General features: G+C 43.1%; 17 protein-coding genes, 2 tRNA genes and 1 riboswitch. Of the genes, 3 read left to right on the top strand and 16 right to left on the bottom strand.

Annotation, left to right across the window (positions count from 1 at the left end):
• Nucleotides 1-128 precede the first annotated feature (128 nt).
• The 5 genes from nifS to OGM16_00705 form a co-directional block, all read right to left on the bottom strand.
• The gene (gene nifS, locus OGM16_00685) at nt 129-1,316 is read right to left on the bottom strand and encodes a cysteine desulfurase NifS (GenBank protein UYJ46834.1); all 1,188 of its coding nucleotides are present in this window, start codon (nt 1,314-1,316) and stop codon (nt 129-131) included.
• A 160-nt stretch (nt 1,317-1,476) separates the two neighbouring features.
• Nucleotides 1,477-2,976 carry an oligosaccharide flippase family protein gene (locus OGM16_00690; protein UYJ46835.1) on the bottom strand — a complete coding sequence of 500 codons (1,500 nt, stop codon included), beginning with the start codon at nt 2,974-2,976 and terminating at the stop codon, nt 1,477-1,479.
• A gap of 138 nt (nt 2,977-3,114) precedes the next feature.
• On the bottom strand, nt 3,115-3,675 hold the full coding sequence (locus OGM16_00695) for a folate family ECF transporter S component (GenBank protein UYJ46836.1): 561 nt from the start codon (nt 3,673-3,675) through the stop codon (nt 3,115-3,117).
• Between the two features lie 64 nt (nt 3,676-3,739).
• Nucleotides 3,740-3,851, bottom strand: a riboswitch (THF riboswitch).
• Between the two features lie 139 nt (nt 3,852-3,990).
• Nucleotides 3,991-5,013: an MBL fold metallo-hydrolase gene (locus OGM16_00700; protein UYJ46837.1), complete on the bottom strand. Its 1,023-nt coding sequence runs from the start codon at nt 5,011-5,013 to the stop codon at nt 3,991-3,993.
• 234 nt (nt 5,014-5,247) lie between these two features.
• Nucleotides 5,248-5,475, bottom strand: a complete 228-nt coding sequence (locus tag OGM16_00705; protein UYJ46838.1) for an HPr family phosphocarrier protein — start codon at nt 5,473-5,475, stop codon at nt 5,248-5,250.
• A gap of 200 nt (nt 5,476-5,675) precedes the next feature.
• Between OGM16_00705 and OGM16_00710 the strand changes: the two genes are divergently transcribed.
• Entirely contained in the window at nt 5,676-7,223 is a 1,548-nt protein-coding gene (locus OGM16_00710; protein ID UYJ46839.1) for a response regulator, read from the top strand.
• Nucleotides 7,223-9,058 carry a histidine kinase gene (locus tag OGM16_00715; protein ID UYJ46840.1) on the top strand — a complete coding sequence of 612 codons (1,836 nt, stop codon included), beginning with the start codon at nt 7,223-7,225 and terminating at the stop codon, nt 9,056-9,058. Before OGM16_00710 ends, OGM16_00715 begins: the two co-directional genes overlap by 1 nt.
• Here OGM16_00715 and OGM16_00720 read toward each other — a convergent pair.
• From OGM16_00720 to OGM16_00730, 3 genes are all read right to left on the bottom strand, one after another.
• Nucleotides 9,055-9,408: an MGMT family protein gene (locus OGM16_00720; protein ID UYJ46841.1), complete on the bottom strand. Its 354-nt coding sequence runs from the start codon at nt 9,406-9,408 to the stop codon at nt 9,055-9,057. The two genes, OGM16_00715 and OGM16_00720, sit on opposite strands and share 4 nt — an antisense overlap.
• Nucleotides 9,409-9,796: 388 nt before the next feature.
• Nucleotides 9,797-9,880: transfer RNA gene (locus OGM16_00725), tRNA-Leu, on the bottom strand.
• Nucleotides 9,881-9,920: 40 nt separating this feature from the next.
• Nucleotides 9,921-10,004, bottom strand: a tRNA-Leu gene (locus OGM16_00730).
• A 284-nt stretch (nt 10,005-10,288) separates the two neighbouring features.
• Between OGM16_00730 and OGM16_00735 the strand changes: the two genes are divergently transcribed.
• Entirely contained in the window at nt 10,289-11,644 is a 1,356-nt protein-coding gene (locus OGM16_00735) for an MATE family efflux transporter (protein UYJ46842.1), read from the top strand.
• Between the two features lie 146 nt (nt 11,645-11,790).
• Here the strand turns inward: OGM16_00735 and OGM16_00740 are convergent, their stop codons facing one another.
• The 8 genes from OGM16_00740 to larA all read right to left on the bottom strand — a co-directional run bounded on the left by OGM16_00740 (nt 11,791) and on the right by larA (nt 23,767).
• Nucleotides 11,791-14,199, bottom strand: coding sequence for a 4-hydroxythreonine-4-phosphate dehydrogenase PdxA (locus tag OGM16_00740; protein UYJ46843.1), 2,409 nt, complete (start codon nt 14,197-14,199; stop codon nt 11,791-11,793).
• Nucleotides 14,200-14,332: 133 nt separating this feature from the next.
• Nucleotides 14,333-15,643, bottom strand: a complete 1,311-nt coding sequence (locus OGM16_00745) for an alpha-glucosidase/alpha-galactosidase (GenBank protein ID UYJ46844.1) — start codon at nt 15,641-15,643, stop codon at nt 14,333-14,335.
• Between the two features lie 50 nt (nt 15,644-15,693).
• Nucleotides 15,694-17,091 (bottom strand): sugar ABC transporter substrate-binding protein, encoded by a 1,398-nt coding sequence (locus tag OGM16_00750; GenBank protein UYJ46845.1) that lies wholly within the window; start codon nt 17,089-17,091, stop codon nt 15,694-15,696.
• A 70-nt stretch (nt 17,092-17,161) separates the two neighbouring features.
• Entirely contained in the window at nt 17,162-18,016 is an 855-nt protein-coding gene (locus tag OGM16_00755; GenBank protein UYJ46846.1) for a carbohydrate ABC transporter permease, read from the bottom strand.
• A 3-nt stretch (nt 18,017-18,019) separates the two neighbouring features.
• The gene (locus OGM16_00760) at nt 18,020-18,910 is read right to left on the bottom strand and encodes a sugar ABC transporter permease (GenBank protein ID UYJ46847.1); all 891 of its coding nucleotides are present in this window, start codon (nt 18,908-18,910) and stop codon (nt 18,020-18,022) included.
• 74 nt (nt 18,911-18,984) lie between these two features.
• Nucleotides 18,985-21,243, bottom strand: a complete 2,259-nt coding sequence (locus OGM16_00765; protein ID UYJ46848.1) for an alpha-galactosidase — start codon at nt 21,241-21,243, stop codon at nt 18,985-18,987.
• Between the two features lie 89 nt (nt 21,244-21,332).
• Complete coding sequence (locus OGM16_00770) at nt 21,333-22,340, bottom strand: LacI family transcriptional regulator (protein ID UYJ46849.1); 1,008 nt, start codon at nt 22,338-22,340, stop codon at nt 21,333-21,335.
• 179 nt (nt 22,341-22,519) lie between these two features.
• A complete protein-coding gene (larA, locus tag OGM16_00775; GenBank protein UYJ46850.1) occupies nt 22,520-23,767 on the bottom strand; it encodes a nickel-dependent lactate racemase in 1,248 nt (415 codons plus the stop codon).
• Nucleotides 23,768-23,784: the final 17 nt, after the last annotated feature.

A 23,784-nucleotide genomic window follows, 5' to 3' on the forward strand; every position in this document is an offset into this window, starting at 1 on the left:
CTGATATTTGGTTGATTATATTCGTAAATCCACTCACAGCCCCGCGCTGGCACGCTCTACTGCCTGCTGGCGCAGGCGGGCTGTTCGTTGAGAGCACAAGAAAAATAAATGTCTGCTGGCGCAGCCACTTATTTTTCTTTTGTGCGTCTCATATAGTCCTCATACAGCGGAGACATGCCTCTTAAGTAAGATACGATCTCCTTGATCTGGTCTACTACATAATCCATTTCTTCCATAGTGTTCTCTTCACTTAATGTCAGACGCAGAGAACCATGTGCGATCTCATGAGGCAATCCGATCGCTAACAGTACATGAGACGGATCTAAGGAACCGGAAGTACATGCAGAACCGCTGGAACCGCAGATACCAGCCATATCTAACTTGATCAGTAAAGACTCACCTTCAATAAACTGGAATGCAAAGTTTACATTGTTTGGCAGACGGTTGGTTCTGGAACCGTTGACTCTGGTAAATGGAACCTCCTCTGTCACACGCTTGATCAGATAATCTCTTAACTGAGTCTCTTTTGCAATACGCTCATCCATGGTTTCCATAGCGATCTGGGCTGCTTTTCCGTATCCTACGATACCAGGAACATTTTCAGTACCTGCACGGCGCTTACGCTCCTGGGCTCCGCCGTGGATAAAGGAACGGATCTTTACACCAGTACGGATGTACAAAAAGCCGATTCCCTTTGGTCCGTTTAACTTATGGCCACTGGAGCTTAACATATCAATATGACACTCATCTACATTGATCGGCACATGGGCATAAGCCTGCACAGCGTCAGTATGGAACAAAATACCATGTTCCTTTGCAATCTCACCGATCTCCTTAATAGGCTCAATGGTTCCGATCTCATTGTTCGCAAACATAATAGAGATCAAAATGGTATCCGGACGGATTGCTTTCTTTAATTCATCTAATTTTACAACACCATTTTCATCTACATCCAGGTAAGTTACCTCATAACCTCTCTTTTCCAGATACTGACAGGTATGGAGAATGGCATGATGCTCGATCTTGCTGGTGATGATATGCTTGCCCTTTGCACTGTAAGCCTCTGCTGTAGCAACCAGTGCCCAGTTGTCAGATTCGCTTCCGCCTGCTGTAAAGTAAATTTCATTGGTTTTTGCTCCTAAAGACTTTGCAATGATCTCTCTTGCATTTGTAACTGCCTTTTTGCTCTCTGATGAAAATGTATACACAGAAGAAGGATTTCCATAATATTCTGTAAAATAAGGAAGCATTGCTTCCACAACCTCCGGCCTTGTTTTGGTAGTGGCTGCATTATCAAGATAAATCAGTTTTTCCATAATAAATCTTACCGCCTTTCTTAACATTCTAAAAGCTTTCGGGCATTTCCCGTTTATAAACTATTTTGCTGCCTTTTACTATAGCATAGTATTCCAGGAAACTCAATGTGAATACCCGATTGTTTTAATTTCATACAAAGTTAGTTGGTTTATCTCCCTTTTACCGCAGGATCATCCCTAAAAACATACCATAACAGGCTGTTATGATGCCCATACGTAATACTATTGCCACAACAGAACCGGTTACAGGGATTGCTGCGCAAAAGGCCCTGTCAATCCCCATGCTGATAAAAAGGGCAAAGCCCGGCTTTAAAAGACATTCTATCATATTGCATTGAAAATCCGCCTGTCTTCCTACAGATATGCAGCACAAAAAAGCCAGAAACAGTTCACTGACCAGAAATCCCCATAAATATCCACGGATCCCAAAAACGGGAACTGCAAAAAGCACAAAGGCCAGGCGAATCCCCATAGCTACTATGTTCTGTAAAAATGTAGTTCCTGTTTTTCCAAGACCGTTCTGTATGCTTCCCATGGTAGTGGCCAGATACATAAAAGGACATAGCCAGCATAAGACCGTGATAAAAGACCCGGAAAGTTCACTGCGAAAGATCATTGTTCCCAGGTTTTTCCCAAACCTTGTAAAAATACCAATGCATAAGATCCCCATATAACAGCTGCATTTAAAAGATAATGCTGCCATGGTAGAAATGCGTCCCTGCTCCTTCATTGCCTGGGCTCTGGCAGCTGACGGAAGCAAAAGAACTGCCATGGAATTAGTGATCGCTGATGGAAACAGGATAAATGGCAGTGCCATACTGGTAAGTACCCCGTATACGGATAATGCCTCTTTGTTGGTAAGACCATGATCAATAAGGCGGCTGGGGATCAATATTGCTTCTGCGCTTCCAAGAAGATTTAACACCAGGCGGTTTCCCATGAGAGGAAGAGCCAGAGTCAGGATTGGGACCAGATTTTTTCTCTCTTTACCCCCTTCTCTCTCCCCCTTCTGGGGCGGCACCAGAAGCAGCGCCAGAAATGTAAACGCCGCTGAAGCCATTTCCCCGATCACATGCCCTTCTACCGCCAGTCCCACAGTCACAGGTTTACCATTTTTTTCCAGATATATGACCAGCAGCCACACAGCACCCATACGGATCATCTGCTCTGCGATCTGTGAAAAAGAAGGAATATGTGCCTTGTTCATTCCATAATAATAGCCGTTAATGCAGGCGTGAAGACAGGCAAATGGTACAGAAACTGCCAATACCGGCAGATACCTGGCCGCCTGAGGCTCTGAAAGAACATTAGAAGCCAGAAATATTTTCCCTTTGCATAGCAGCAAAACAGGGATCACCGAAAGGCTTAATGACAAAGCCAGGCCACATAAAAAAACAGACCAGCCTTTCTCCCGGTTAGCAGCCACATACTGGGACAATGCCGTCTGGATGGAGCCTGCACATAAGGCAAAGGCAATGCTGAAAAAGGGATGGATCATATTATAAAGCCCCAGACCTTCTGCCCCGATGGTACGTGACATATAGATCCTGTAAAAAAAGCCTAAGATACGGCAGAAAAGCCCGGCTCCGGTAAGAAGCAGAGTCCCTTTGACAAATTCTTTTCTCCCTGGTGAAAGAAACTGGCTCACATTAAGATCCATGATCCATTCTCCTTACTATCCAATGTACTCTCAAAATCTGAAAGTACATCATAAAATGCGTTATTCCAATATATGAAAAAAAGGCCTGAAGTATTCAAAACTCCAGACCTTCCCACTATTAGAAGTATCTTAGCTATATTATTTTTTTTCTTCTTTCACAAGCTTAAAAATACCTGTCACATCTAAAACTTTTGCAATATTATAGAAAATAAAAGCATCAATAGGACACATAATGGCATTCTTTACTAATCTTGCCGGAAGAAGTACTGAAAATGCCTTTCCATAAAGAATAGACAGGCACCAGGTATTAAGGATCACATTACATATGATCGCCACTACTACATGAGCAGCAAGCACCCGCCAGAAGCTTAATTCTTTCTTATAATAAAAACTGCCGTAGATCAGGCCTGCAAGCATGGCGATCAAAGTAAAGCCCGGAAAAAATGCCCCTGTAGGCTTGATAAGATATTTTAAAATATCCATAGCGCCTGCAAAAACACTTCCTACCACCGGTCCAAACAGCATATGAACAATCTCATTGGGAATGCCTGAAAAACCAATGCGAAGGGTACTTCCAAGCTCAATGCTTAAAGAACCTAATACAATGGCAATAGCTCCTAACATGGCGCAGACCGTAACGGTCTTTACCTGTCTTAACTGTCTGAAGGAACCGGTAAACAAAGTTGCTAATCTTTCCATAAAAAAATTACCTCCTTTGCAGATACCTCATACTACAATCGGAGATAATCAAGATTTTCTCTGATGCAGCGGGATGCGGCTCATGTACCGCAGGAACAGTTTCAAAAACTGCCCCTTTCGTCTGGTTGACAACTCCCTGTTCAGCCGGCACTTAACGCACATAAACCTACTCTGCTTTCTTATGTTGTTTTATAGTTATTTTTAAGTAACTATACTCCATTTTTATGGATTTGCAAGTATTTTTTTACACACATTCTGATTTTTCTTCTGTTTTCACTTCTATTTTCACTGCTGCTTTTACTTTTATTTTTGCATTTATGGTCTCCAGTAAAAAGTACCGTTTTTCTCTTCCCTGACTGCAAAATCTTCATCCCGAAGATATTCCAGACAAGAAAAACACTTGCTCATGACCATTTTTAATTTAATAAATTCATCCGTATCCTTTGGCAGCTGGGGCATGCCATAGGCAATGGACGCGATCTCACGAATGGTTTTGGGGTGTCTGCTGTGTTCCAGGATATTATGAACGATCTCCATTTTATCCAGATAAGAAAACACGATCCTTCCTACTACTCTTTTAGGATCTGTAATGTGCTTTCCGTGGGCAGGAAACAACAAACAGTCACTAAACTCATGCCTGAACCGCTCCATGGAAGCAAAATATCCCTTTAGAAGATGTTCATCCGGATATGTTGTTGCAACAATCGGTACAATTCCATCAATCACCTGATCCGCACAGAAAAATATCTTATTCTCCTTATCAAAAAGTCCCAGCTGTCCAAAGGTATGTCCCTTTAGCTCTACCGTTTCAAAGGTGTAATCCCCATATCTGAGCACTTCACCAGAACCAATGGGCTTATAAGGGAAATCCTGTACTTCATACATCCAGCCGCTGTGATTTTCCACTTCCTTGCGCACCTGTTCAAACATATCCCATATCTGCGGTGTTCCCTCCTCTGTCACTCCCACTCTATGAAGGACTTTTGCCTGCACCAGTGGATCTGTATTTCCGGAACTGTAAAACAGACAGTCATATGGATGGCGTTCCTCTAAAGGATTCATATAAATAGTCGCACCGCGGTCTGCGTAGATACTTGCCAGACCAGAATGATCATGATGTTTATGAGTCATGAACACGTCCAGATCTTCATAAGCAATCCCCAGTTCCTCTAAAACACTTTCCATCGTTTTTAAACATCTTTCATCCCGGAAGCCGGTATCGATCATCAAACTTCTCCCGCCCTTGTTTCCCGGAATTATAAAAATATTGATCTTATTTGTAACCCCCCGGTCCGTTTCCAGAAGAACCTCATAAATACCTGGCTGGCACTCTATCATAACTGTTCTCCTCCTGTATCTTCTAATAACAAGTATAAAACATTCCCTTATCATTGTCTATATTTTTTCATATCGTCCGGTCCTGTTGGCAAATCCTCCCAGCCATTACATTATGGCGCTGTATACTGGTTTCAAAAGTGCCTGACCGTGTACCATTACAAAAAGGACTCTCTCCAGTCACCTGGAAAAAGTCCCTTCTAAAAATCGTTTTTTAATTAAATCTCAATATTTTACCTATGCTGCAAACTGTGCGATCTCATCTAAAAGGTTCTGGCACTCATCTGTATGAAGGATCACTTCTACAGTCTTGGAACGTGCAAGGGATAAAACACCTACGATAGACTTGGCATCTACTACCATGCTGCCGTATTTAACGTCTGCATCGTACTCATAACGGTTCATAATACGTACAAAATCAATGATCTCTTCTGGCTGGTCGAATTTTAACTCAATCTTCTGCATTTTCGGTTCCTCCTGATCGTATATAAAAAATATCACAGCCGGTACCTCTTGGGGATGTGGCTTACAATAAGCCAGGTCCCGGCTGTGCAGGTTATCTTTTGGATGTTTTTATGATAACATTCCTTTTTTTTGGATTCCATGGTAAAATCCTATCATATACGGTAATATTTTTTGATTTTGAATGTGGAGTAATAAATCCTATGAAATTATTGATCGTTGATGACGAAAAACTGACCCGTGAAGGTATTTTAAAAACCCTTCCCTTAGAAAAACTGGGGATTCATCAGACTTTCCTGGCCGACGACGGCATACATGGCCTTAAAATTGCCTTAAAGGAAAAGCCGGACCTGATCCTTACAGACGTGCGCATGCCCCGCATGAGCGGCGTGGAAATGGCCGAGGAGATACTTAAAGTGCTCCCTAATGCCATTATCCTGTTTATGAGTGCTTATTCTGATAAAGAATACCTAAAAGCAGCTATTAAGTTAAAAGCTGTCAGCTACGTAGATAAGCCTCTTGATATGAACGAACTTACAGAAGCCTTATCCGAAGGCATCCGCCAGTACAAGTCCATTTATGCTTCTCTGAATGCCAAATGGATGCACGAATACAATCTGCGATCCCAGCTGGCACAGCTTTTAACAGAAGCAGACCCAGACGAACAGGCTCCTGTGATCGGAGCACAGTTAAAACCTCCTGTAGGGGAAAATTCTTATTTTACAGCCCTGATCCTGGATTGCCTTACCCCAGTATCTGAACTGCCTTCCGGGCATATCAACGAAATACAGCACAGCTTTCAGGAATATCTGGCACAAAAAGGATTTCAGGCCCTTGATTTTGTTAAAACAGACCGTTTTATCATCTATTTTATCTGCAGCAATGAAAAACCTGAAAAGACCATTTTGATCAACTGTGCCACAGACCTTAAAGACCGTTTTAAAGGACTGACTTCCTCCTTCCTCTCCATGGGACCTGCGGTTTTGGGATTTAAGCGTGCTTCTTTCTCATTTGAAACTGCAAGAGAACTTTTAAAGCGAAGCTTCTTCCATGACCCTGATACTCTTTTAATGGAAACAGAAAACGAGGTCGCCAACCAGCCTCTTACAGATATCACGATGGATCTGACTGTGGCACTTACCAATAAAAACGAAGAAGCTGCCCTTGCTGCCGCCGATCATTTCTATCAGTCTGTATACAACAACCTGGCAATCTCCTCCAGCCAGGTCCGTGACCTGTATTTTAAGTATCTGGTGAAATTAGATGAGATCAGTATGTCTAACCATATCTCCCTGTGGCAGAGAGAAGGTCTGGAATCCGAATCTATCTGGGAAGGGATCATGGCCTGTGCAGCTTTAAAAACACTTCATCAGTTCTTCTGCAAAAAAATAAAGTTGTATTTTGAGCGCCTGCTCTCAAATAAAGATGAAAACCCGGTGGTATTCCAGATCAAGGAATACCTGCATCACAATTATGCCGTTCCATCTCTGTCAGTACCTGATATCAGTGAACATGTACATTTATCTCCTGCTTATGTGTGTACTTTATTTAAAAGCGAAACCGGCCAGACCTTAAATCAGTATCTTACTGATTACCGGATCAAAATGTCCAAGCAGTTTTTAAGTGATCCTCTTTATAAGATCACAGATATTTCTGCAAAAGTAGGCTACAGTGACGGAAATTATTACAGTAAAGCCTTTCGCAAGATTGTAGGGCTTTCACCATCTGAATACAGGGAGAAGATGCTTTAATGAACTTTTTTGACCGGATCCTTCATTATTATATTTATGACATGCGTTTAAAGAAAAAGCTGGTGGTATCCCATACCATCCTTTTTCTGTTGCCTACAGCCGTCCTCATCTGCTTTCTATTTTTAAATATTTTCCGCATTGTCATAGATGATGCCCTCCGTTCTGAGCAGGCCTTAAGTTCCCAGTCTGTGCTGTCTGCGGAAAATCTGGTATCCCATGTGACCCATGCTTCTGACACGCTGAATTCTTCTTATGTGATCCGGGATATGTTTGACATTTCAAACGCCCAGGCCCAGAGCCTGATACCATCCAGAAATAAAATAAATAACCTGTTACGCCTGGCAGATACCCTTACAGACCACTCTCTCATCGAATCTGTAACCTTTTACTATGATGACCGCACCTACCATAAACTTGAACAGTTTAATACTGATACCCAGAAGCTGTTCCTGCCTCTTTCCCAAGTTTCCAGTCCATGGTTAAAACACTTTGAAACAACAGGAGCATCCCAGCTTTTTGTTCCTAAAGTCGATCTTTCTGAAAAAGAGGTAACGGAACATGGTCCTCTCGCCTATATCAAGCCTATTTTTTACCGTTCCTATGATGGCGATCCAGAATCCATTGCTGCCTACTCTGCCATTTATTTCTCTGAAGATGCATTTGAAGAGATCTTAAAAAAAGATTCTACTATAAAAGATGAATTTTCTTTTCTTATAAATGATGACCTGGATCTGATATCTGCTTCTGATCCATCTCTATTTTCAAATAACCTGGCGATCCAGGCTTTACAATCTGACCCATCAGCCTGCGGACAGTTTCAACTGGTAAACTACGGGGAATTTTCTGCCTATACTGCCTGCTTCCCATTAAAAAATACAGACTGGTATATGTGTTCCCTGATCCCCAGAGACCAGGTGGCTGGTATAGGCCACTCTGTTGTATCTAATTTTGCCGTCACCTATGGCATGATCGCATTATTTGCCCTTTTCATCGCCTACAAACTGTCTGAATCAATCGCTGACCGTATCATCGGTGTAGCACTGCAGATGGAAACCATACGAAAAGGACGGCCGGAGCCTTTGGAACTTTCTGATGCCGGAAACGATGAGATCGGTGTATTATCCGGAACTTATAATTATATGACAGCTGAGATCAATCATCTGATGGACTATGAAGAAAAAGCTGCAAAAGAACTGCGGAATGCGGAATTTAGGGCACTTCAGGCACAGATCAATCCTCATTTTCTTTACAATACACTGGATATGATCAACTGGCTTTCCCAGTCCGGACAAAGCGAAAAGGTAACTGAGGCTATCCAGGCTCTTACCCGTTTTTACCGTCTGACCCTCGGGAGCCGGGATCTGATCAGCACAGTACATGACGAAGTGACCCATGTAACCCTTTATATGCAGCTTCAAAATATGCGTTATAACGACTGTGCGGAATTTATTGCCGATGTACCTCCGGAGCTTGACAGTTTTTCTATTCCAAGGCTTACCTTTCAGCCTATTGTAGAAAATGCGCTACTTCATGGCATTATGATGAAGGAAGAGAAAAAAGGGACCATCCTGCTCACAGGATGGAAAGAAGGAAATGATATCGTATTCATTATCTCTGATGACGGAGCCGGAATCCCACCGGAAAAGCTGGATTCCCTTTTAGATGAGCACACACAGGCTGTTGTAGGATCCTCATCAAGACACATAGGGGTATCAAATACTAACCTGCGCCTGAAAAGCCTTTACGGAAGCAAATACGGCCTTTCCTTTACCAGCGTACCTGGTCAGGGAACAGAAGTTACCCTGCGGATCCCGGCGCTGGAAGATGAATTTTAAATTTTCAGTCTGCAAAACTCTTCTGCAAAGGCTTCCGCCTCTTCCAGTGTGTTTTTCCATCCATATTGTTTCAGGTCCACCTGGTTATCCATGGACACTTCCACTCCCTCTTCTTCTAATAGAAGACGCTGAAGGTCCGGATAATCAAAAGAAGCTGCACCGGAAAGAATCCCTTTGCTGTTTACCACCTTATAAGCTGGCACTTCACCTGCCAGCTCTTTTTTTAACCCGTATCCTACCTGTCTGGCATTCTTTGGGAAACCGCATAAAAGAGCTGCCTGTCCATAAGTAATGACTTTTCCTTTGGGAATTGCCCGACATACGATCCCCAGTCTTTTATAAAAATCCATTTTTCATACCCCCTATGCACCAGATGTCCTCTCGGAGTCTTTCCTGCATCTGCCTTTGTGGCCAATTTTTCGCCAGTCGCACCCGAATTTCATCACCGTACGCACCGCGTACGCCTCAGAAATTTGGGCACAACTGACAAAAAATCTTCTCACAAAATCAGGTACAGAAAGATTCCGAGAGAACATACAGTTTTTAAATTCGTTACTATTTCATTCATTGCATGATCAGCAACGGAATTTGCCTTGGCTTCGCATTTGAATACAGCAACTTCCCGTGCCAGCACAGAAAAAATCATTTATGTAGATCAGATAACAGGTCACTGGTGCATTCTCAATATATCCGACAACGAAAAAACAGGAACCCGTTTCCAAGCTCCTGTTTAAGTCCTGCAGAAGAAGGGAGTCGAACCCTCAAGGTATTACTACCACACGGACCTGAACCGTGCGCGTCTGCCAATTCCGCCACTTCTGCATTTGCTTATTTAATTAAGCACGGCACTTTTAAGTACCAGTGCGGGAGATGGGACTTGAACCCACACGATCATACAACCACAAAATCCTTAGTCTTGCCTGTCTGCCAATTCCAGCACTCCCGCAGCACGTGTTATAATATAGCACAGTTTTTTCAGTTTTGCAATACCTTTTTTGAATTTTTTTTATTTTTCCATCTCTTGTACACAATATCCCTATATGCTATACTGGAGGTAGTGCTGATAACACAGGTATAGCCTATGTTATGGGTCTTTTTTTATCTTTGCAAAATTTTATGATGTTAGGGTCAAAAAATTTTTTGACCCCTCTGATACCGAATTGCTACGTGCTTTGCACTCCCGCAATTCTTTTATTTAAAAATTAAATTTTACGAATGGAGAATTTTCTTATGAAAAAGCCATCTGGAGACCTGACTCAGGGATCACTTTGGAAAAATATTTTTATCTTCAGCATCCCTTTGATACTTTCCAATATCCTTCAGGTTCTTTTTAATATGTCGGATATTGCTGTAGTAGGACGTTTTGCCGGTCCATTGGCCCTTGGCTCTGTAGGATCTACTACCATTCTGGTAACTATGTTTACCGGCTTCCTCATTGGTCTTTCTGGTGGTATCAATGTACTTACGGCCCTGTATCTGGGTGCTGGAAAGAAGCAGGCACTTTCCCATACAGTGCACTCTTCACTGATCGTCAGCATTGCAAGCGGTCTGCTCCTTCTGTTATTTGGAGTGTGCTTTGCCCATCCGGTATTAGAGCTTTTAAAAACAAAGGAAGAACTGATTGATGGCTCTGTACTGTATCTTAGGATCTACTTCCTCGGAATGCCTGCTCTGGCCATTTACAACTGCGGTAATGCCATTTTCAGTGCTGCCGGTGATACTGCACGGCCTCTGCGTTATCTGCTGATCGCAGGTATTTTAAATGTGATCATGAACCTGTTTTTCGTTATCATCTGCCACATGGATGTAGCCGGTGTAGGAGCAGCCAGCGCCTTGTCCCAGTATGTTTCTGCAGGACTGATCCTGCGTGACCTGTTCCGCATTAATGCGGATTACAAATTACATTTATCCAAACTTCATCTTGACCCGTCAAAAACTGTGGATATTTTAAAGATCGGTATCCCATCCGGCTTTCAAAACGCTATTTTTGCCCTTGCAAACCTGTTCGTCCAGGTAGGTGTCAACTCCTTCAGTGCTACTATGGTTGCAGGAAATTCTGCTGCTACTAATGCAGATTCCCTGATCTATGATGTAATGGCAGCCATTTACACAGCCTGCGCAAGCTTTATGAGCCAGAACTTAGGCGCAGGAAAACGCGACCGGGTGCTGAAAAGTTACCTCATCAGCCTTGCCTATTCCTTTGGGATCGGAATGGCTATGGGACTTGCCTTAGTTGCCTTTGGCACCCAGTTTTTATCCCTGTTTACAGCAGATCCTGATGTTATTGCAGCCGGTCTTAAACGCCTTACCATCATGGGCTTTTCCTATGGTGTATCTGCTTTTATGGACTGTACTATCGCAGCTTCCAGAGCTTTAGGCAAAAGCTTTGCCCCCATGCTCATCGTTATCATGGGATCCTGCGTATTCCGTGTTATCTGGGTCTACACTGTATTTGCCTACTTTAAAACCATTCCTTCCCTGTATCTGCTTTATGTCTTCTCCTGGACCATTACAGCAGTGGCAGAGATCATTTATTTCCTTCATATTTACAAAAATACGTTTTCCCAAAAAACAGCCGTGGCATAGTGCCCGGCTGTTTTTTCTATTATCCAATATACCGATCCCTCTAACACGCTGTCAGTTCGTTTTTTACTTTTATACATGATGTTGGGGTCAAAAATCCTCCTGCAAGCAAGCTTGCGTCAGATTTTTGAACTTTTTCCTCTGGTATCTTACACATTCTCTGCCATCCTGCACACCGTGCGGTAAGCATTCTCTAAAGACTGCGTAGAAGCAATTCCCTTCCATGCAATATCATGTGCTGTGCCATGAGCACAAGTCGTTGCCGGAAGTCTTAATCCGCCTCCAATGGTGATCCCCCGCTCAAATCCCTTTAATTTAAGAGCGATCTGTCCCTGATCATGGTACATAGTAACTACAGCATTGAATCTGCCGTCAAAAGCCTGTTTAAACAGAGTATCTGCAGGGAATGGCCCTTTGGCATGGATTCCCATCTTTTCAGCCGCTTTTACTGCCGGTCTGATCACTGTGATCTCTTCTTTTCCGCAAAGTCCCCCTTCGCCTCCATGTGGATTTAAAGCTGCCACACCAATCTCGGGTGTCTCATAACCGGCCTGTTTTAATGTACGGTATGCCAGTTCAATAGATTCTAAGATTCCTTCTTCTGTAAGATTGTTACTGATCTCCGATACCGGGATATGACTGGTCACACGAGTGGTCCATACATTATCTAACATATTGATCTCACCGTATCCCTTTTTCTGCCCCAAAAGAAACGCAAACAGTTCTGTTTCACTTGCAACCGGATTGTGGGCCAGTTTCATGGCGCCTTTATTTAAAGGAGCATAACATACGCCTTTTACCAGGCCTTTTTTATAAAGCTCTACCGCACATTGGATCATTTCAATGCAGGACTTGCCGCATATTTCATTTACCTGCCCTATGGTAAAGCGATCCGGCTCCTGCTCTCCTACAGAAAGCACTGGAATTCCCTTGAACCAATCTGCTTCCTCTGCTTTTTCCACTTGCTGCCATTTCAGCCCCGGAGCAAACTCCGCTACTGCTTTTTCCCATAATTTTACATTTCCAAGGATCAATGGCTTCCCACAACTAGCCAAAACTCCTTTATCTGCCAGTTTTACCACTAACTCCGGTCCAACTCCGCTTCCATCTCCTAAAAGCACTGCCACTATCGGCTTTTTCTTCGCTTCCATGATCTCTGCCACCTTTTTCAGATCTTCTTCATTTCCTACATTTCCAGGGAATACTACATAGGGGATCCCCGGAAAACGGCTATTTTCATCTGCCTCCCATACAGGAATACCCGGACGGATCTGTCCCAAGACCCAACCTCTGCTGATTTTAAGACCTTTTACGCCAATATCACTGGATGTAATACCACCCTTTGCAACAATAAAGGCCGGTTTTACCTTTAATTCCTCCACGATTCTTGTAAGATACCTGGAAATATCTGTTGCGACTTTTAATTCGTCCTCTGCATTTCCTGTATTTAAGTCCAGACGCTCTCTTCTGGTATAAACCACCGTTGTCCGTCCTTCCTCAATGAACTGGTTTACCAGTCCCATGACACGAGAAAACTCATTTTCCATCTTCTCATGATCCAGGATCAGATGCTGGTTAAACTCCACTGCCGCTCTGTTTTTATCTTCTAACAAACATTTTAACTGGTCTGTGGTCTTCTTTACATGAGAACCGGCGACAATAAGTCCCCCTGCCTTTGTTTTTTCACGGATCATATCCCTTCTTGTAAGCAGGGGCTGGTCTGTGATCCGCCCAAGTACCTTTGGTACAGCTGCCGCACTGCGGAAAATAAAGCGTTTTCCTCTCTCTAAAGCCAGCTCATAACCACGTGCAAAAGCAATCATGTCCTCATAGCAGACTGCATTTACGATCACCTTTCCAAAATCACATACATCTTCCAGGCGGTCTGCGATCTTTTCCGGTGTACCATTCCGCAGATCTTCCAAAGAAAAGGAAAGCACATCTTCTTCCTTTACCTTTCCTGCGGTCTTCTCTTCGATCCACTTTTTCAGATCCGAAGCATGATATGAAAAAGTCTTATCTTTCGCAAACTCTGTCTCGCCAGCCGGAACCATTTCCCCGTCCTTTTGCACTACATAGTGGATATCTCCTGCTGTGATCCGTCCCCCTTCTAAAAAGAAAGGCGCAATGATCTCCCCGTCTATCTTTTCCCCACTGATTTCTTCCATCGCCTGTTTTAAGCACTGTGTTTCCAGTGGATAATGGCCTCTTAAGGTAGAATCTCCCCGGCTGATCACAGTACAGGTCTTACCGCTCTCTTTTGCAGCCTGTGCAATATCTCTTCCCAACTGCAGATGCAGTTTTTCTGTCTCTTTCTGCTTTAAACTTCTGGAATTAGTCAGCACATAAAACAAAGGAGTTTCTTCCTTAAAGCCTTTTCTTATATGCTCCAGGTCATAAGCTGTATACACAGGAACATCATGAACAGTCTGTGTTCCCGTAGGATCATCATCAATGACTACGATCTTATGATCCTTTTTCACCTGTGTTTTATACCATTCTTCACAAAACTCTTTAGCACGTTCTTCCTGCCACACAGACACATCTCTTTGTTTCATCGCTCTCATCTCCTTCTTGCAGACATCTGATCCACCTGCTTTTGCAGGTTCTTTCACATGCCACATAACTCAAAAGGGAGAAAGCATCCACGCTTTCTCCCCCTGTTCTGCTCACTTTTTTCTTTATGACAAATCAATTATATTCCGGCATCCAGTCTTTGTGTGCTTCAAACAGATCATCACACATGCTGACAATATCATCCATAGATAACTCAGCTGCCACATGAGGATCCAGCATAACTGCCTGGTAAACGGCATCCTTTTTCTTTGTCCTTGCTGCTTCAATGGCCATCAGCTGCACATTGATATTAGTGCGGTTTAATGCCGCTAACTGCTCTGGAAGCTCTCCTACATAAACAGGAGCAATTCCGGAAGCATCGGTCATACAAGGCACCTCTACGCAGGCATTGGATGGCAGGTTCGGGATCAGACCATGGTTGATCACATTTCCACCAAACTTAAATGGCTTGTTATTAACAATAGAATTAATGATCTTTGCTGCATACTCTCTGGACTCTTCATGGGTCAGATCCGGTGAATTGATCAGGTCTTCTCTCATCTTTGCCCACTCTTCAATGTTGCGGATACATCTTCTTGGATACTCATCTAATGGGATATTAAACCGTTCGATCAGCTCCGGATATTTATCCTTGATAAAGTATGGCATATACTCTGCATTATGCTCGCTGGACTCTGTTACATAATAGCCGAAGCGGTGCATGATCTCATGGCGGACCTTATCATTTTCCGGATAACCCTGTTCTTTGGAACGGCGTTTTACTTCCGGATAAAGGTCTACTCCGTCTTTGGATACTTCCAGCAGCCATGCCATATGGTTGATACCTGCTATTTTCCACTGGACTCTGGAATCATATTCCATTCCCAGTCCTGCAAACAGCTTTGGAACTGCCACCTGTACGCTGTGACACAGTCCTACAAACTGGACATTGCAATAACGCTCCATATAGCCGCTTAACATACCCATAGGATTGGAATAATTAAGGAATACTGCATTCGGGCAGTATTTTTCAGCCATCTTTCCAAACATTTCCATTACAGGAATGGTGCGCAGCGCACGGAACACGCCGCCAACGCCTAAGGTATCTGCTATGGTCTGTCTTAAGCCATATTTCTTCGGAATCTCAAAATCAGAGATAGTACAAGGATCATATCCGCCAACCTGGATCGCGCAGATCAGGAAATTGGCACCGGTGAGTGCCTGTGGGAGTTCTTCAACTCCCACATATTTTTCCATTTTCACACTCTTTCCATAGTGGGCGCAGATCGCATGAAGCATCAGGTAACTGTCTTCCAGTCTCTGTGCATCAATATCATACAGTGCAAAGGTCAGGTCTTCTAATTCCGGGTGGATGATACAGTCGCCAAGAACATTCCTTACAAATACAGAACTTCCGGCTCCCAGAAAGGTGATTTTAATGGCCATAATCTGAATCTGCTCCTCTCAAAAATCCTTACTTATGTGTTTTTGTAGTTTTACTGTTCCTCTAATACTTCCGTCATACGCTCCTGGCAATTAGCTGCTACTTCTTCTGCTGTTACGGAGTTGTTTACCGCAAGTGGATCCATTTCTTCGTTAAATACTTCATTTAACTGCTGAAATGCTACTGAAGTCTCATCTGATGCCATCTTAGGATCGATGGTTCCAACAATATCATTTAAGATCTTCATCTCATCTTTGAAAGTCTTATACTCTACTCCACCCTCCAGAAGTTTGGTTCTTACAGGGATGAAGGAACCGGTCTCACAGAATTTCTTCATGTTTTCTTCATTAGTAATGTAATCAACTACGATAGCTGCTGCCTTTGGATACTTGGTATCTGCATATGCGAATACAGCATTTCCACCCATATCAGAACTTGTCTTTCCATTTCTGATCGGCATATAGGTCATACCCCATTTGTCACCCATATTTTCCTGCATGTAAGAGCAATGCCAGCTTCCAGAGAAGGTGAATGCGATCTGCTCAGCTACAAACAGAGAGTTGGTTGTAGTTGCACCAGAGAACGCGGTATTAGCAACCAGGTCTTCTTTTCTCCAGTCTTCATACAGCTTGATTGCCTCTAATACTTCTGGGCTGTCCATAGTAACTGCATCCTGTGCTTCGTTTAATACAGAGCCGCCGTTCATATATAAGAATGGCAGATAGCGGTATCCACTATTGTTCTCCCAAATTCCGCCAAATGCATATGGAAGATTGTATTTTTCCTTTAAAGTTCTTGCAATATCAGTCAGTTCTTCCCAGGTATATCCGTCTTCAACGCTGGTTGGGATACGGATACCTGCTTCCTCAAACATTCTCTTGTTGTAGAACATTGCCATGGTATCGGTATGATGAGGCATTGCTACTAACTTTCCATCATACTGGCAGGCAGACAGGAATGCCGGTGAAATACCATCTAAGCTTTCCTGGGAAATGTATGGAGATAAGTCTAACATAACATCTGCCTTTTTGAACTTACCAAGACGCTGATAGGTATAACGGATAACATCCGGCCAGTCATTACCAGCGATTCGGGTATCCAGCATATCTCTGAAGTCTGAGGATGGATAGGTCTGAGGAATGATCTTGATCTCAGGATGATCCTTCTGCAGATTTGCAAGCAGCTCGTCCCATGCTTCCTTATCAGATGTGGAACCTTCCCAGTATGCAACTTCGATCTCTGCACCATCTTCTGCCACCAGTTCTTCTGTTGCTGCAGCTGCTTCTTCCTTCTTTTCCCCGTTTGCTTCGGAAGCTGCCGCTTCTGCCTTGGTCTCTGCCGGTGCTGCTGTTGTCTGGGTGCTTCCACCGCCACCGCAGGCTGTCAGACCACTCATCATAGCTGCTGCCATAACAATTGACATGGACCTCATTAATTTGCTTTTACTCATAAAACCTTCCTCCTTAAAATAATATTCTTAAATAGTTTTTATGATTGTTTTTCCTGTTTTCGGTCACTTATTATCCCTTGATTCCGCTGGATGCAACCCCCTGTACAAATTGCTTCTGGAAAATAAGGAATACTGTGAGAACAGGTATAACCGAAATAAGAGAAGCTGCCATCATATCATTCCAGTTTACATACTGTGCGCCGTTTAAATTGGAAAGACCTAACTGTACGGTATAAAATTTCTCATTGGAAAGCATGATCAGCGGCCACTGGAGATCATTCCATCTCCACATAACCGTAAAGATGACCAACACACTGATCAGCGGCTTTACGTTTGGAAGGATGATCTTAGTAAAAATGGTAAACTCACTTGCACCATCAATCCTTCCTGCTTCCAGCAGTCCATCTGGAATATCACTGATAAACTGTCTGGATAAGAACAGGCCAAGTGCCTCTGCACAAGGCGGGATGATAACGCCCCAAAGTGTATTTCTGATACCCAGTTTGGATGCGATAACGAAAACCGGGATCATGGTAACCTGCAGTGGGATCATCAAAGTACTCAAAACGATCATAAAGAAAAATTCTTTTCCTTTAAATTTGTACTTTGCAAATGCAAAACCTGCTAATAGATTAATACATACTGTGATCAGTGTAGAAAGTGTTGTTACAATAAAGCTATTTCTGAAATATATTCCAAAGGGTGCTCTGGACAATGCAGTTGCAAAATTACTCCAGATAAACTCACCTGGCCATAACTTTGGCGGAAAAGCAAAAATCTCATCAACAGGCTTTACAGCTGTTACAAACATCCAATAGAAAGGGAACAGTGCGATCAGTGCTGCAGCCAACATAAACAGAAAGATCACCGTTTTTAACAGAAAATATTTTCTTTTATCCATTCCCATACGGTCTGAACCATTCATCTGTTAATCCTCCTTCTCTATCTTGAATCGGATGATGGTAAGTGCTGCCATAAATACAAACAATACAATACCACCAGCTGCTGCACGTCCATAGTAATTCTTGTTAAATGCCTGTTCGTAAACATACATAACAATGGTTTTGGTAGCATTTAACGGTCCTCCCTGTGTCATAGTGTATACTAAGTCGAAAGAACGGAAGGCATTGATCATACATGTGATCATAACGAACATATGAGTGTTCTTTAACAGCGGAAGTGTTATATACCTGAATTTCTGGAATGTATTTGCTCCGTCAATGGTAGCTGCTTCTATCAGCTCTGTTGGAATGCCCTGAAGACCCGCCAGATAAATGACCATGTTATAACCGGCTTTCTGCCACATAGTCGCTGTTACAAGCATCAGCATGGCAAACTTCGGGTCATTATTCCACTGGATTGCCTTTGCGCCTACTGAAGTAAGCAGGTAGTTGATCAGACCTAACTGATCCTGAAAGATCCAGGTAAATACAGTACCCACTACAACAGTAGATACAACAGCCGGTGCATACACTGCAGACCGTATAAATCCTCTTAAAGGAATCTTACTGTTTAACATAACAGCTAAGAATAAAGCCAGCGCCATCAGAAGAGGTACCGTTGCTACTGCATAATAGAAAGTATTAAAAATGGATTTTAAGAATACTTTGTCCTGGAATATGTATGCATAATTAGCAAGACCGATAAATTTCGGTTTTCCCATCCCATTCCATTTTACCATTCCATAATAAAATGACATGAAAATGGGAATGATCATAAATATAAGAAACAAAATCATATTCGGCAAAATATAAAGATACGGAACCACCTTAATATTCCGCCAGAACGGTATTCTATTTTTCTGTGTTTTTTCGTTCATAGACTGTTTCTCCCCGTTACACATTTGTTTATTCTCCCGGATCTTTTGCCCCATGATCCGGGAAAATAAAATTTTTAGTTATCTACACACTCCAGTACATACAACTGGGAAGTATAGTCACCTGCATCTATACCAGAATCCTTTTTGGTAATGCTGTCCTTTCGTACAGAAGATCCTGTAAATTCCATATCCAGAAGCAATCCCATATTCATCAGTTCATCGCCATAATAGGTTCTGCCGTTTCTGCTGCAGTAATAGCGTTTGTCCGGATCGAGTCCTGTAAGAATCAGCTTTTTAAGCTTTGGATTTGGTGTTGCCATTACTTTGTAATAAGCAGCAACTGCCTGTTTCTTATCTGGTGATACACTCATCCATGCTGCATTTCCATCTCCCTCAAATGGATCTTCCAGACGGTAGAAGGTTCCAAACTGGATCAGCTTTCTGTATTTCTTAAAAAATGCAATCTGCTCTTTTACTTTCTCCTGCTCATCTTCTGTCATGGCATTTGGATCAAGTTCGTAACCAAATGCACCAAAGTAAGCTACATGGGCTCTGAAATCCACATCTGTCATACGTTTTACCTGATGGTTGGGGATAGCTGATACATGAGCTCCCATAGAAGATACAGGATACGCCATGCTGGTTCCATACTGGATCTTAATACGCTCTACCGCATCTGTATCGTCGCTTGCCCAACACTGTGGTGCATAGTAAAGCATACCTGCATCAAACCTTGCTCCGCCACTGGCACAGGATTCAAACAGAATTTCAGGAAATTCTGCGATCAGACGCTCATACAGACTATATACTCCTAAAATATAACGGTGGAAGAACTCTCCCTGCTGATCTGCCCCTAAAGAAGCTCCATAAGCTTCTGTGATATTTCGGTTCATATCCCATTTTACATAAGAGATACTAGAATTTTTCAGTACCTTCTCCATCATCTGATAAATGTGATCTACTACCTGAGGATTGGAAAAATCCAAAACATACTGATTTCTTCCATGGGACATCCGTCTTCCCGGTGTATGAATTGCCCAGTCAGGATGCTCTTCATACAGACAGCTTACTTTGTTTACCATCTCCGGCTCAAACCAAAGACCAAATTTTAAGCCCATTGCTTCTATTTTCTTTGATAATCCCTCTACGCCTTCCGGAAGCTTGTCCAGATCACTGTACCAATCTCCAAGAGAACTTCCTGAGTCATCTCTCTTGCCAAACCAGCCGTCATCCAGTACAAAAAGTTCAACTCCTAGATTCTTCGCTTTCTCAGCGATCTTTAAGATCATTTCTTCATTAAACTTAAAGTAAGTAGCTTCCCAGTTATTTAAAAGCACCGGACGTTCTTTTTCTCTCCAGCTTCCCCTAACCAGTCTCTTGTTAAACAGCTGGTGGAAATTCTGGCTCATGCCATTTAAGCCATCCGCACTGTATACCATAACAGCTTCCGGCGTCTGAAACTCACCCTTTGGTTCTAAATGCCAGGTAAATTCAAACGGATTGATGCCCATTGAAACTCTTGCTGTTTCATATCTGTCCACTTCCACCTGTGCCAGGAAATTGCCGCTGTAGATCAGGCAGAATCCATAAGCATCTCCCTGTTCCTCTGTTGCATATGGACGTTTCAGTGCAATAAAGGGATTATGGTCCGGGCTGCTGGCACCTCTTGCACTGGAAATAGACTGGATACCGGTTACAAGCTTTCTTTTCTTTTTATGACGTTCTCTTGCCCATGCACCGTCTAAATGGATCATTTCAAAATCGCTGTCATAAAGATCTACTGACATGGACATGGCTCTTAACAGATCCAGGTTCTGTTCTCCATTATTTACAAAACGTACATTCCGGCAAATAGCGTCATAATCTTCATAGATAGTATAGGATAAGACCATTTGCACGGAAAGAAGTTCATCTTCCAACAGGATCTCTACTGTTACTGCATCATCCTCTGCTTCTGTGTAAGTGGCAGGAAGACCTTTCAGTTTTTTCTTTCCTTTGTAGATTTCATGGTTCTTATAAACAAATTCTGTAATCCGGCTGCCATTTTCCTGTTTGATCTGGTATGCCGGCTCTCTGAAATCTGTAGTACCATAGGAAGGATATTCCTGACGGATGGTATCCAAGGTAAAGAGAAAATCATCTTCATACACATACGCTGTGTGGCTCTGTGTACGCATCTGGATGAAATGCTGGAATGAATCCCTGTGTGTTAAATGCCTTCCAAAATACTGATGGCCTAACTGTCCATTTTCCATGATACAAAAAATATAACTGATCCGGTCATTCTGAAGATGGAACTCTTTTGTTGCCTCATTAAAAAGAATTTTCGCCATACATCCGCCTCACTTTATCTTATTTTTTAAACACGAACGCGTGTTTATATTGTTTTAAAAAAAAATAGTTTTTTATTTTTTATACTTTTTTATGCTGTCGTGCCTTTGATCAGGATCGCTGGACATTTCAGCTTTCGCTTGGCATCTATTCCCACCACAGAACGCAGCGCTGCTCTTGCAATATCATGAAGAGAGATTTCAATGGAAGTCAGGTTATATCCTAATTCTGCATAAGTGGCACTGTAGTCACAGCCCATTATACTGATGTCTTCCGGTACCCGTAAGCCCCTTGCCTCTGCTGCCCTTATAGCAGATATTGCCATTGCATCGTTGGAAGCATATATGGCAGTTGCTTTTGTTGTATCTAAAATCTTTTCTGCTGCAATATATGCTTTCTGGCTGTTAAAATCTCCCGGCTCTATGATCAGGTCTTTTTCTTCCAAACCTGCTTCTATCATGGCTTTTTTATAGCCGATAATACGGTCTCTGCTGGATAAACGGTCATCTCCGCAAAGATGCGCGATACAGGTATGCCCTTTATCTAAAAGATACTTCGTAGCCATATATCCGGCATCAACATTCTGACTGCAGATAATACTTACATTTTCCGCCCGAAGCATATCCACATCCGGATCTACCACCACCATATTGAACCCTTTTTCGATCAGCCGGTTTACCGCTTCCATTTCATATTCAAATCCCACAAAAATCCCGCCGCTAATAGAACGGCTACGGTACATATTTTCTACTTTAGATAATTCTTCTATTTCTGATACTACAAATGTTGAGATCGTATAATCATATTCCTTTGCCTGAGTGATCAGTTCACCGATCATCCTAAGAAAATAGGAGGACATGGCACCTCTCCATCTTCTCTTCGCTGCATCACAGTTAGAAATACACAATACAATCTCCCGGTTCGCTTTTCCGGCTAAAACCTGCGCAAAAGTGTTTGGCTGGTATCCATATTTCTCGATCACATCCATCACCCTAATCCGTGTCTCTTCTGGTACATTGGGATAATGGTTGATCACCCTGGAAACTGTACTTCTGGAAACATTTGCCAGTTTTGCAATTTCTTCACTTGTTATATTCATATAACCACCTGTTGTGAACGCGCGTTTATTATGTATATAATGTAGCATGTTTTTCTCGTTTTGTCTAGATGTTTTTGTTAATTTATATATTTATCTGCTTGTTATTTTTCTATTTTTGTTGCATTTTTATCATTTTGCCAGCTTTTCATCGAAATCAATCGGCTTTTTACAATGACTGCCTACTTTGTGCAGGGCAGTGTGGAGCCGCCGTAGGGCATTACAATGACACTTGCGTTCTCGCCGTAGCGGGAGAGCGCGGAATCAAGCTCTGCCTGCAGATCCTGACAGGGCTTCAGGTGGATGCTGCGTACAAAATCAGCGTCCATGTCGCTGTAGAGATAGATATCTGCCTTTTCCAGAACCATGGCGATGGCAGCGGCCTTGTGGCCTCCCAGCTGGAATTCGCGGGAGATATGCTCAATCATATCGTGGGCCTTTTCGTGACCGGTCATCCATTTTTCAAAAACTTCTGCGCCCAGTCCCTCTTTCGAAGAGGCAGCCCAGAGAATACAGCCACCGTCCTTTACCGCATGCTTTGCGTTGTCCAGAGCCTTCTGAGCCTGGTAAAGATTGATATCCTTGGGATATCCGCCTGCAGAAACGATTACGATGTCTGCCCGGTGGGGAATCTGGATTTTGTAAAGCTGATCCAGAAAGCGGCAGCCCTCTCTGTGGGCCTTAATAAAATGTCCGGCCACACAGCGGCGAATGCGTTTTTTCTCATCCAGAATTACATTTACAATAAAGGTAATAGGAACAAAACGTTCACATACCTCGTCAATATCTTCGCGGATGGGATTGCCCTCGATAGCGCCTGCCTTTGCCTCGGCCTGCACCATGCGGGAGTGATTGCACTGGATGGCGTTCCGGGTGGATACGCCCGGCATAATGGCCTTGGAGCCTCCGCTGTATCCCGCAAAATAATGAAACTCAATGTTGCCGAGACAGATACGGACGTCTGCCTCTGCCACATCCCGATAGATATCAACAGGGGTTCCCCGTCTGGTAGTCCCCATATGTACAAAATCATCCTTGGAGTCTACACATTTTACCCGGTTAAAGACCTCTTCACCTACCAGATGAATCATTTCCTCTCTGGTATGGGCGCGATGGCTTCCGAGAGCGAAAACGATGGTAATATCGCTGTCAGAGATTCCTCCGCGGTTCAACTCCTTAAGAACAGGCGGAAGAACCAGGTAAGAGGGAAGGGGCCTTGTAATATCGCTGGTGACGATGGCTACCTTCTGACCCGGAGACACCAGATCCTTTAACCGCTCGGTGCCAATGGGATGTTCCAGTGCCCTGATTACTTCCTCTGTGCCCACAAGGTCCGTCTGGACCTCGTTGGGCAGAAGCGTCTGAAGAAAATGTCTGTCCGGGATAGAAAGCTCAAGATTTTCTTTTCCATAGGGAAGTTGTACTATCATTTAAAATCCTCCTCAAT

The sequence above is a fragment of the Lachnospiraceae bacterium genome (assembly GCA_025758065.1).
Classification (GTDB): domain Bacteria; phylum Bacillota; class Clostridia; order Lachnospirales; family Lachnospiraceae; genus Enterocloster.

Bases quoted from the DNA above. Each gene is read 5' to 3' on its own strand.
- nifS (UYJ46834.1), bottom strand. From the start codon at position 1,316: ATGGAAAAACTGATTTATCTTGATAATGCAGCCACTACCAAAACAAGG.
- OGM16_00690 (UYJ46835.1), bottom strand. From the start codon at position 2,976: ATGGATCTTAATGTGAGCCAGTTTCTTTCACCAGGGAGAAAAGAATTT.
- OGM16_00695 (UYJ46836.1), bottom strand. From the start codon at position 3,675: ATGGAAAGATTAGCAACTTTGTTTACCGGTTCCTTCAGACAGTTAAGA.
- OGM16_00700 (UYJ46837.1), bottom strand. From the start codon at position 5,013: ATGATAGAGTGCCAGCCAGGTATTTATGAGGTTCTTCTGGAAACGGAC.
- OGM16_00705 (UYJ46838.1), bottom strand. From the start codon at position 5,475: ATGCAGAAGATTGAGTTAAAATTCGACCAGCCAGAAGAGATCATTGAT.
- OGM16_00710 (UYJ46839.1), top strand. From the start codon at position 5,676: ATGAAATTATTGATCGTTGATGACGAAAAACTGACCCGTGAAGGTATT.
- OGM16_00715 (UYJ46840.1), top strand. From the start codon at position 7,223: ATGAACTTTTTTGACCGGATCCTTCATTATTATATTTATGACATGCGT.
- OGM16_00720 (UYJ46841.1), bottom strand. From the start codon at position 9,408: ATGGATTTTTATAAAAGACTGGGGATCGTATGTCGGGCAATTCCCAAA.
- OGM16_00735 (UYJ46842.1), top strand. From the start codon at position 10,289: ATGAAAAAGCCATCTGGAGACCTGACTCAGGGATCACTTTGGAAAAAT.
- OGM16_00740 (UYJ46843.1), bottom strand. From the start codon at position 14,199: ATGAAACAAAGAGATGTGTCTGTGTGGCAGGAAGAACGTGCTAAAGAG.
- OGM16_00745 (UYJ46844.1), bottom strand. From the start codon at position 15,643: ATGGCCATTAAAATCACCTTTCTGGGAGCCGGAAGTTCTGTATTTGTA.
- OGM16_00750 (UYJ46845.1), bottom strand. From the start codon at position 17,091: ATGAGTAAAAGCAAATTAATGAGGTCCATGTCAATTGTTATGGCAGCA.
- OGM16_00755 (UYJ46846.1), bottom strand. From the start codon at position 18,016: ATGAATGGTTCAGACCGTATGGGAATGGATAAAAGAAAATATTTTCTG.
- OGM16_00760 (UYJ46847.1), bottom strand. From the start codon at position 18,910: ATGAACGAAAAAACACAGAAAAATAGAATACCGTTCTGGCGGAATATT.
- OGM16_00765 (UYJ46848.1), bottom strand. From the start codon at position 21,243: ATGGCGAAAATTCTTTTTAATGAGGCAACAAAAGAGTTCCATCTTCAG.
- OGM16_00770 (UYJ46849.1), bottom strand. From the start codon at position 22,340: ATGAATATAACAAGTGAAGAAATTGCAAAACTGGCAAATGTTTCCAGA.
- larA (UYJ46850.1), bottom strand. From the start codon at position 23,767: ATGATAGTACAACTTCCCTATGGAAAAGAAAATCTTGAGCTTTCTATC.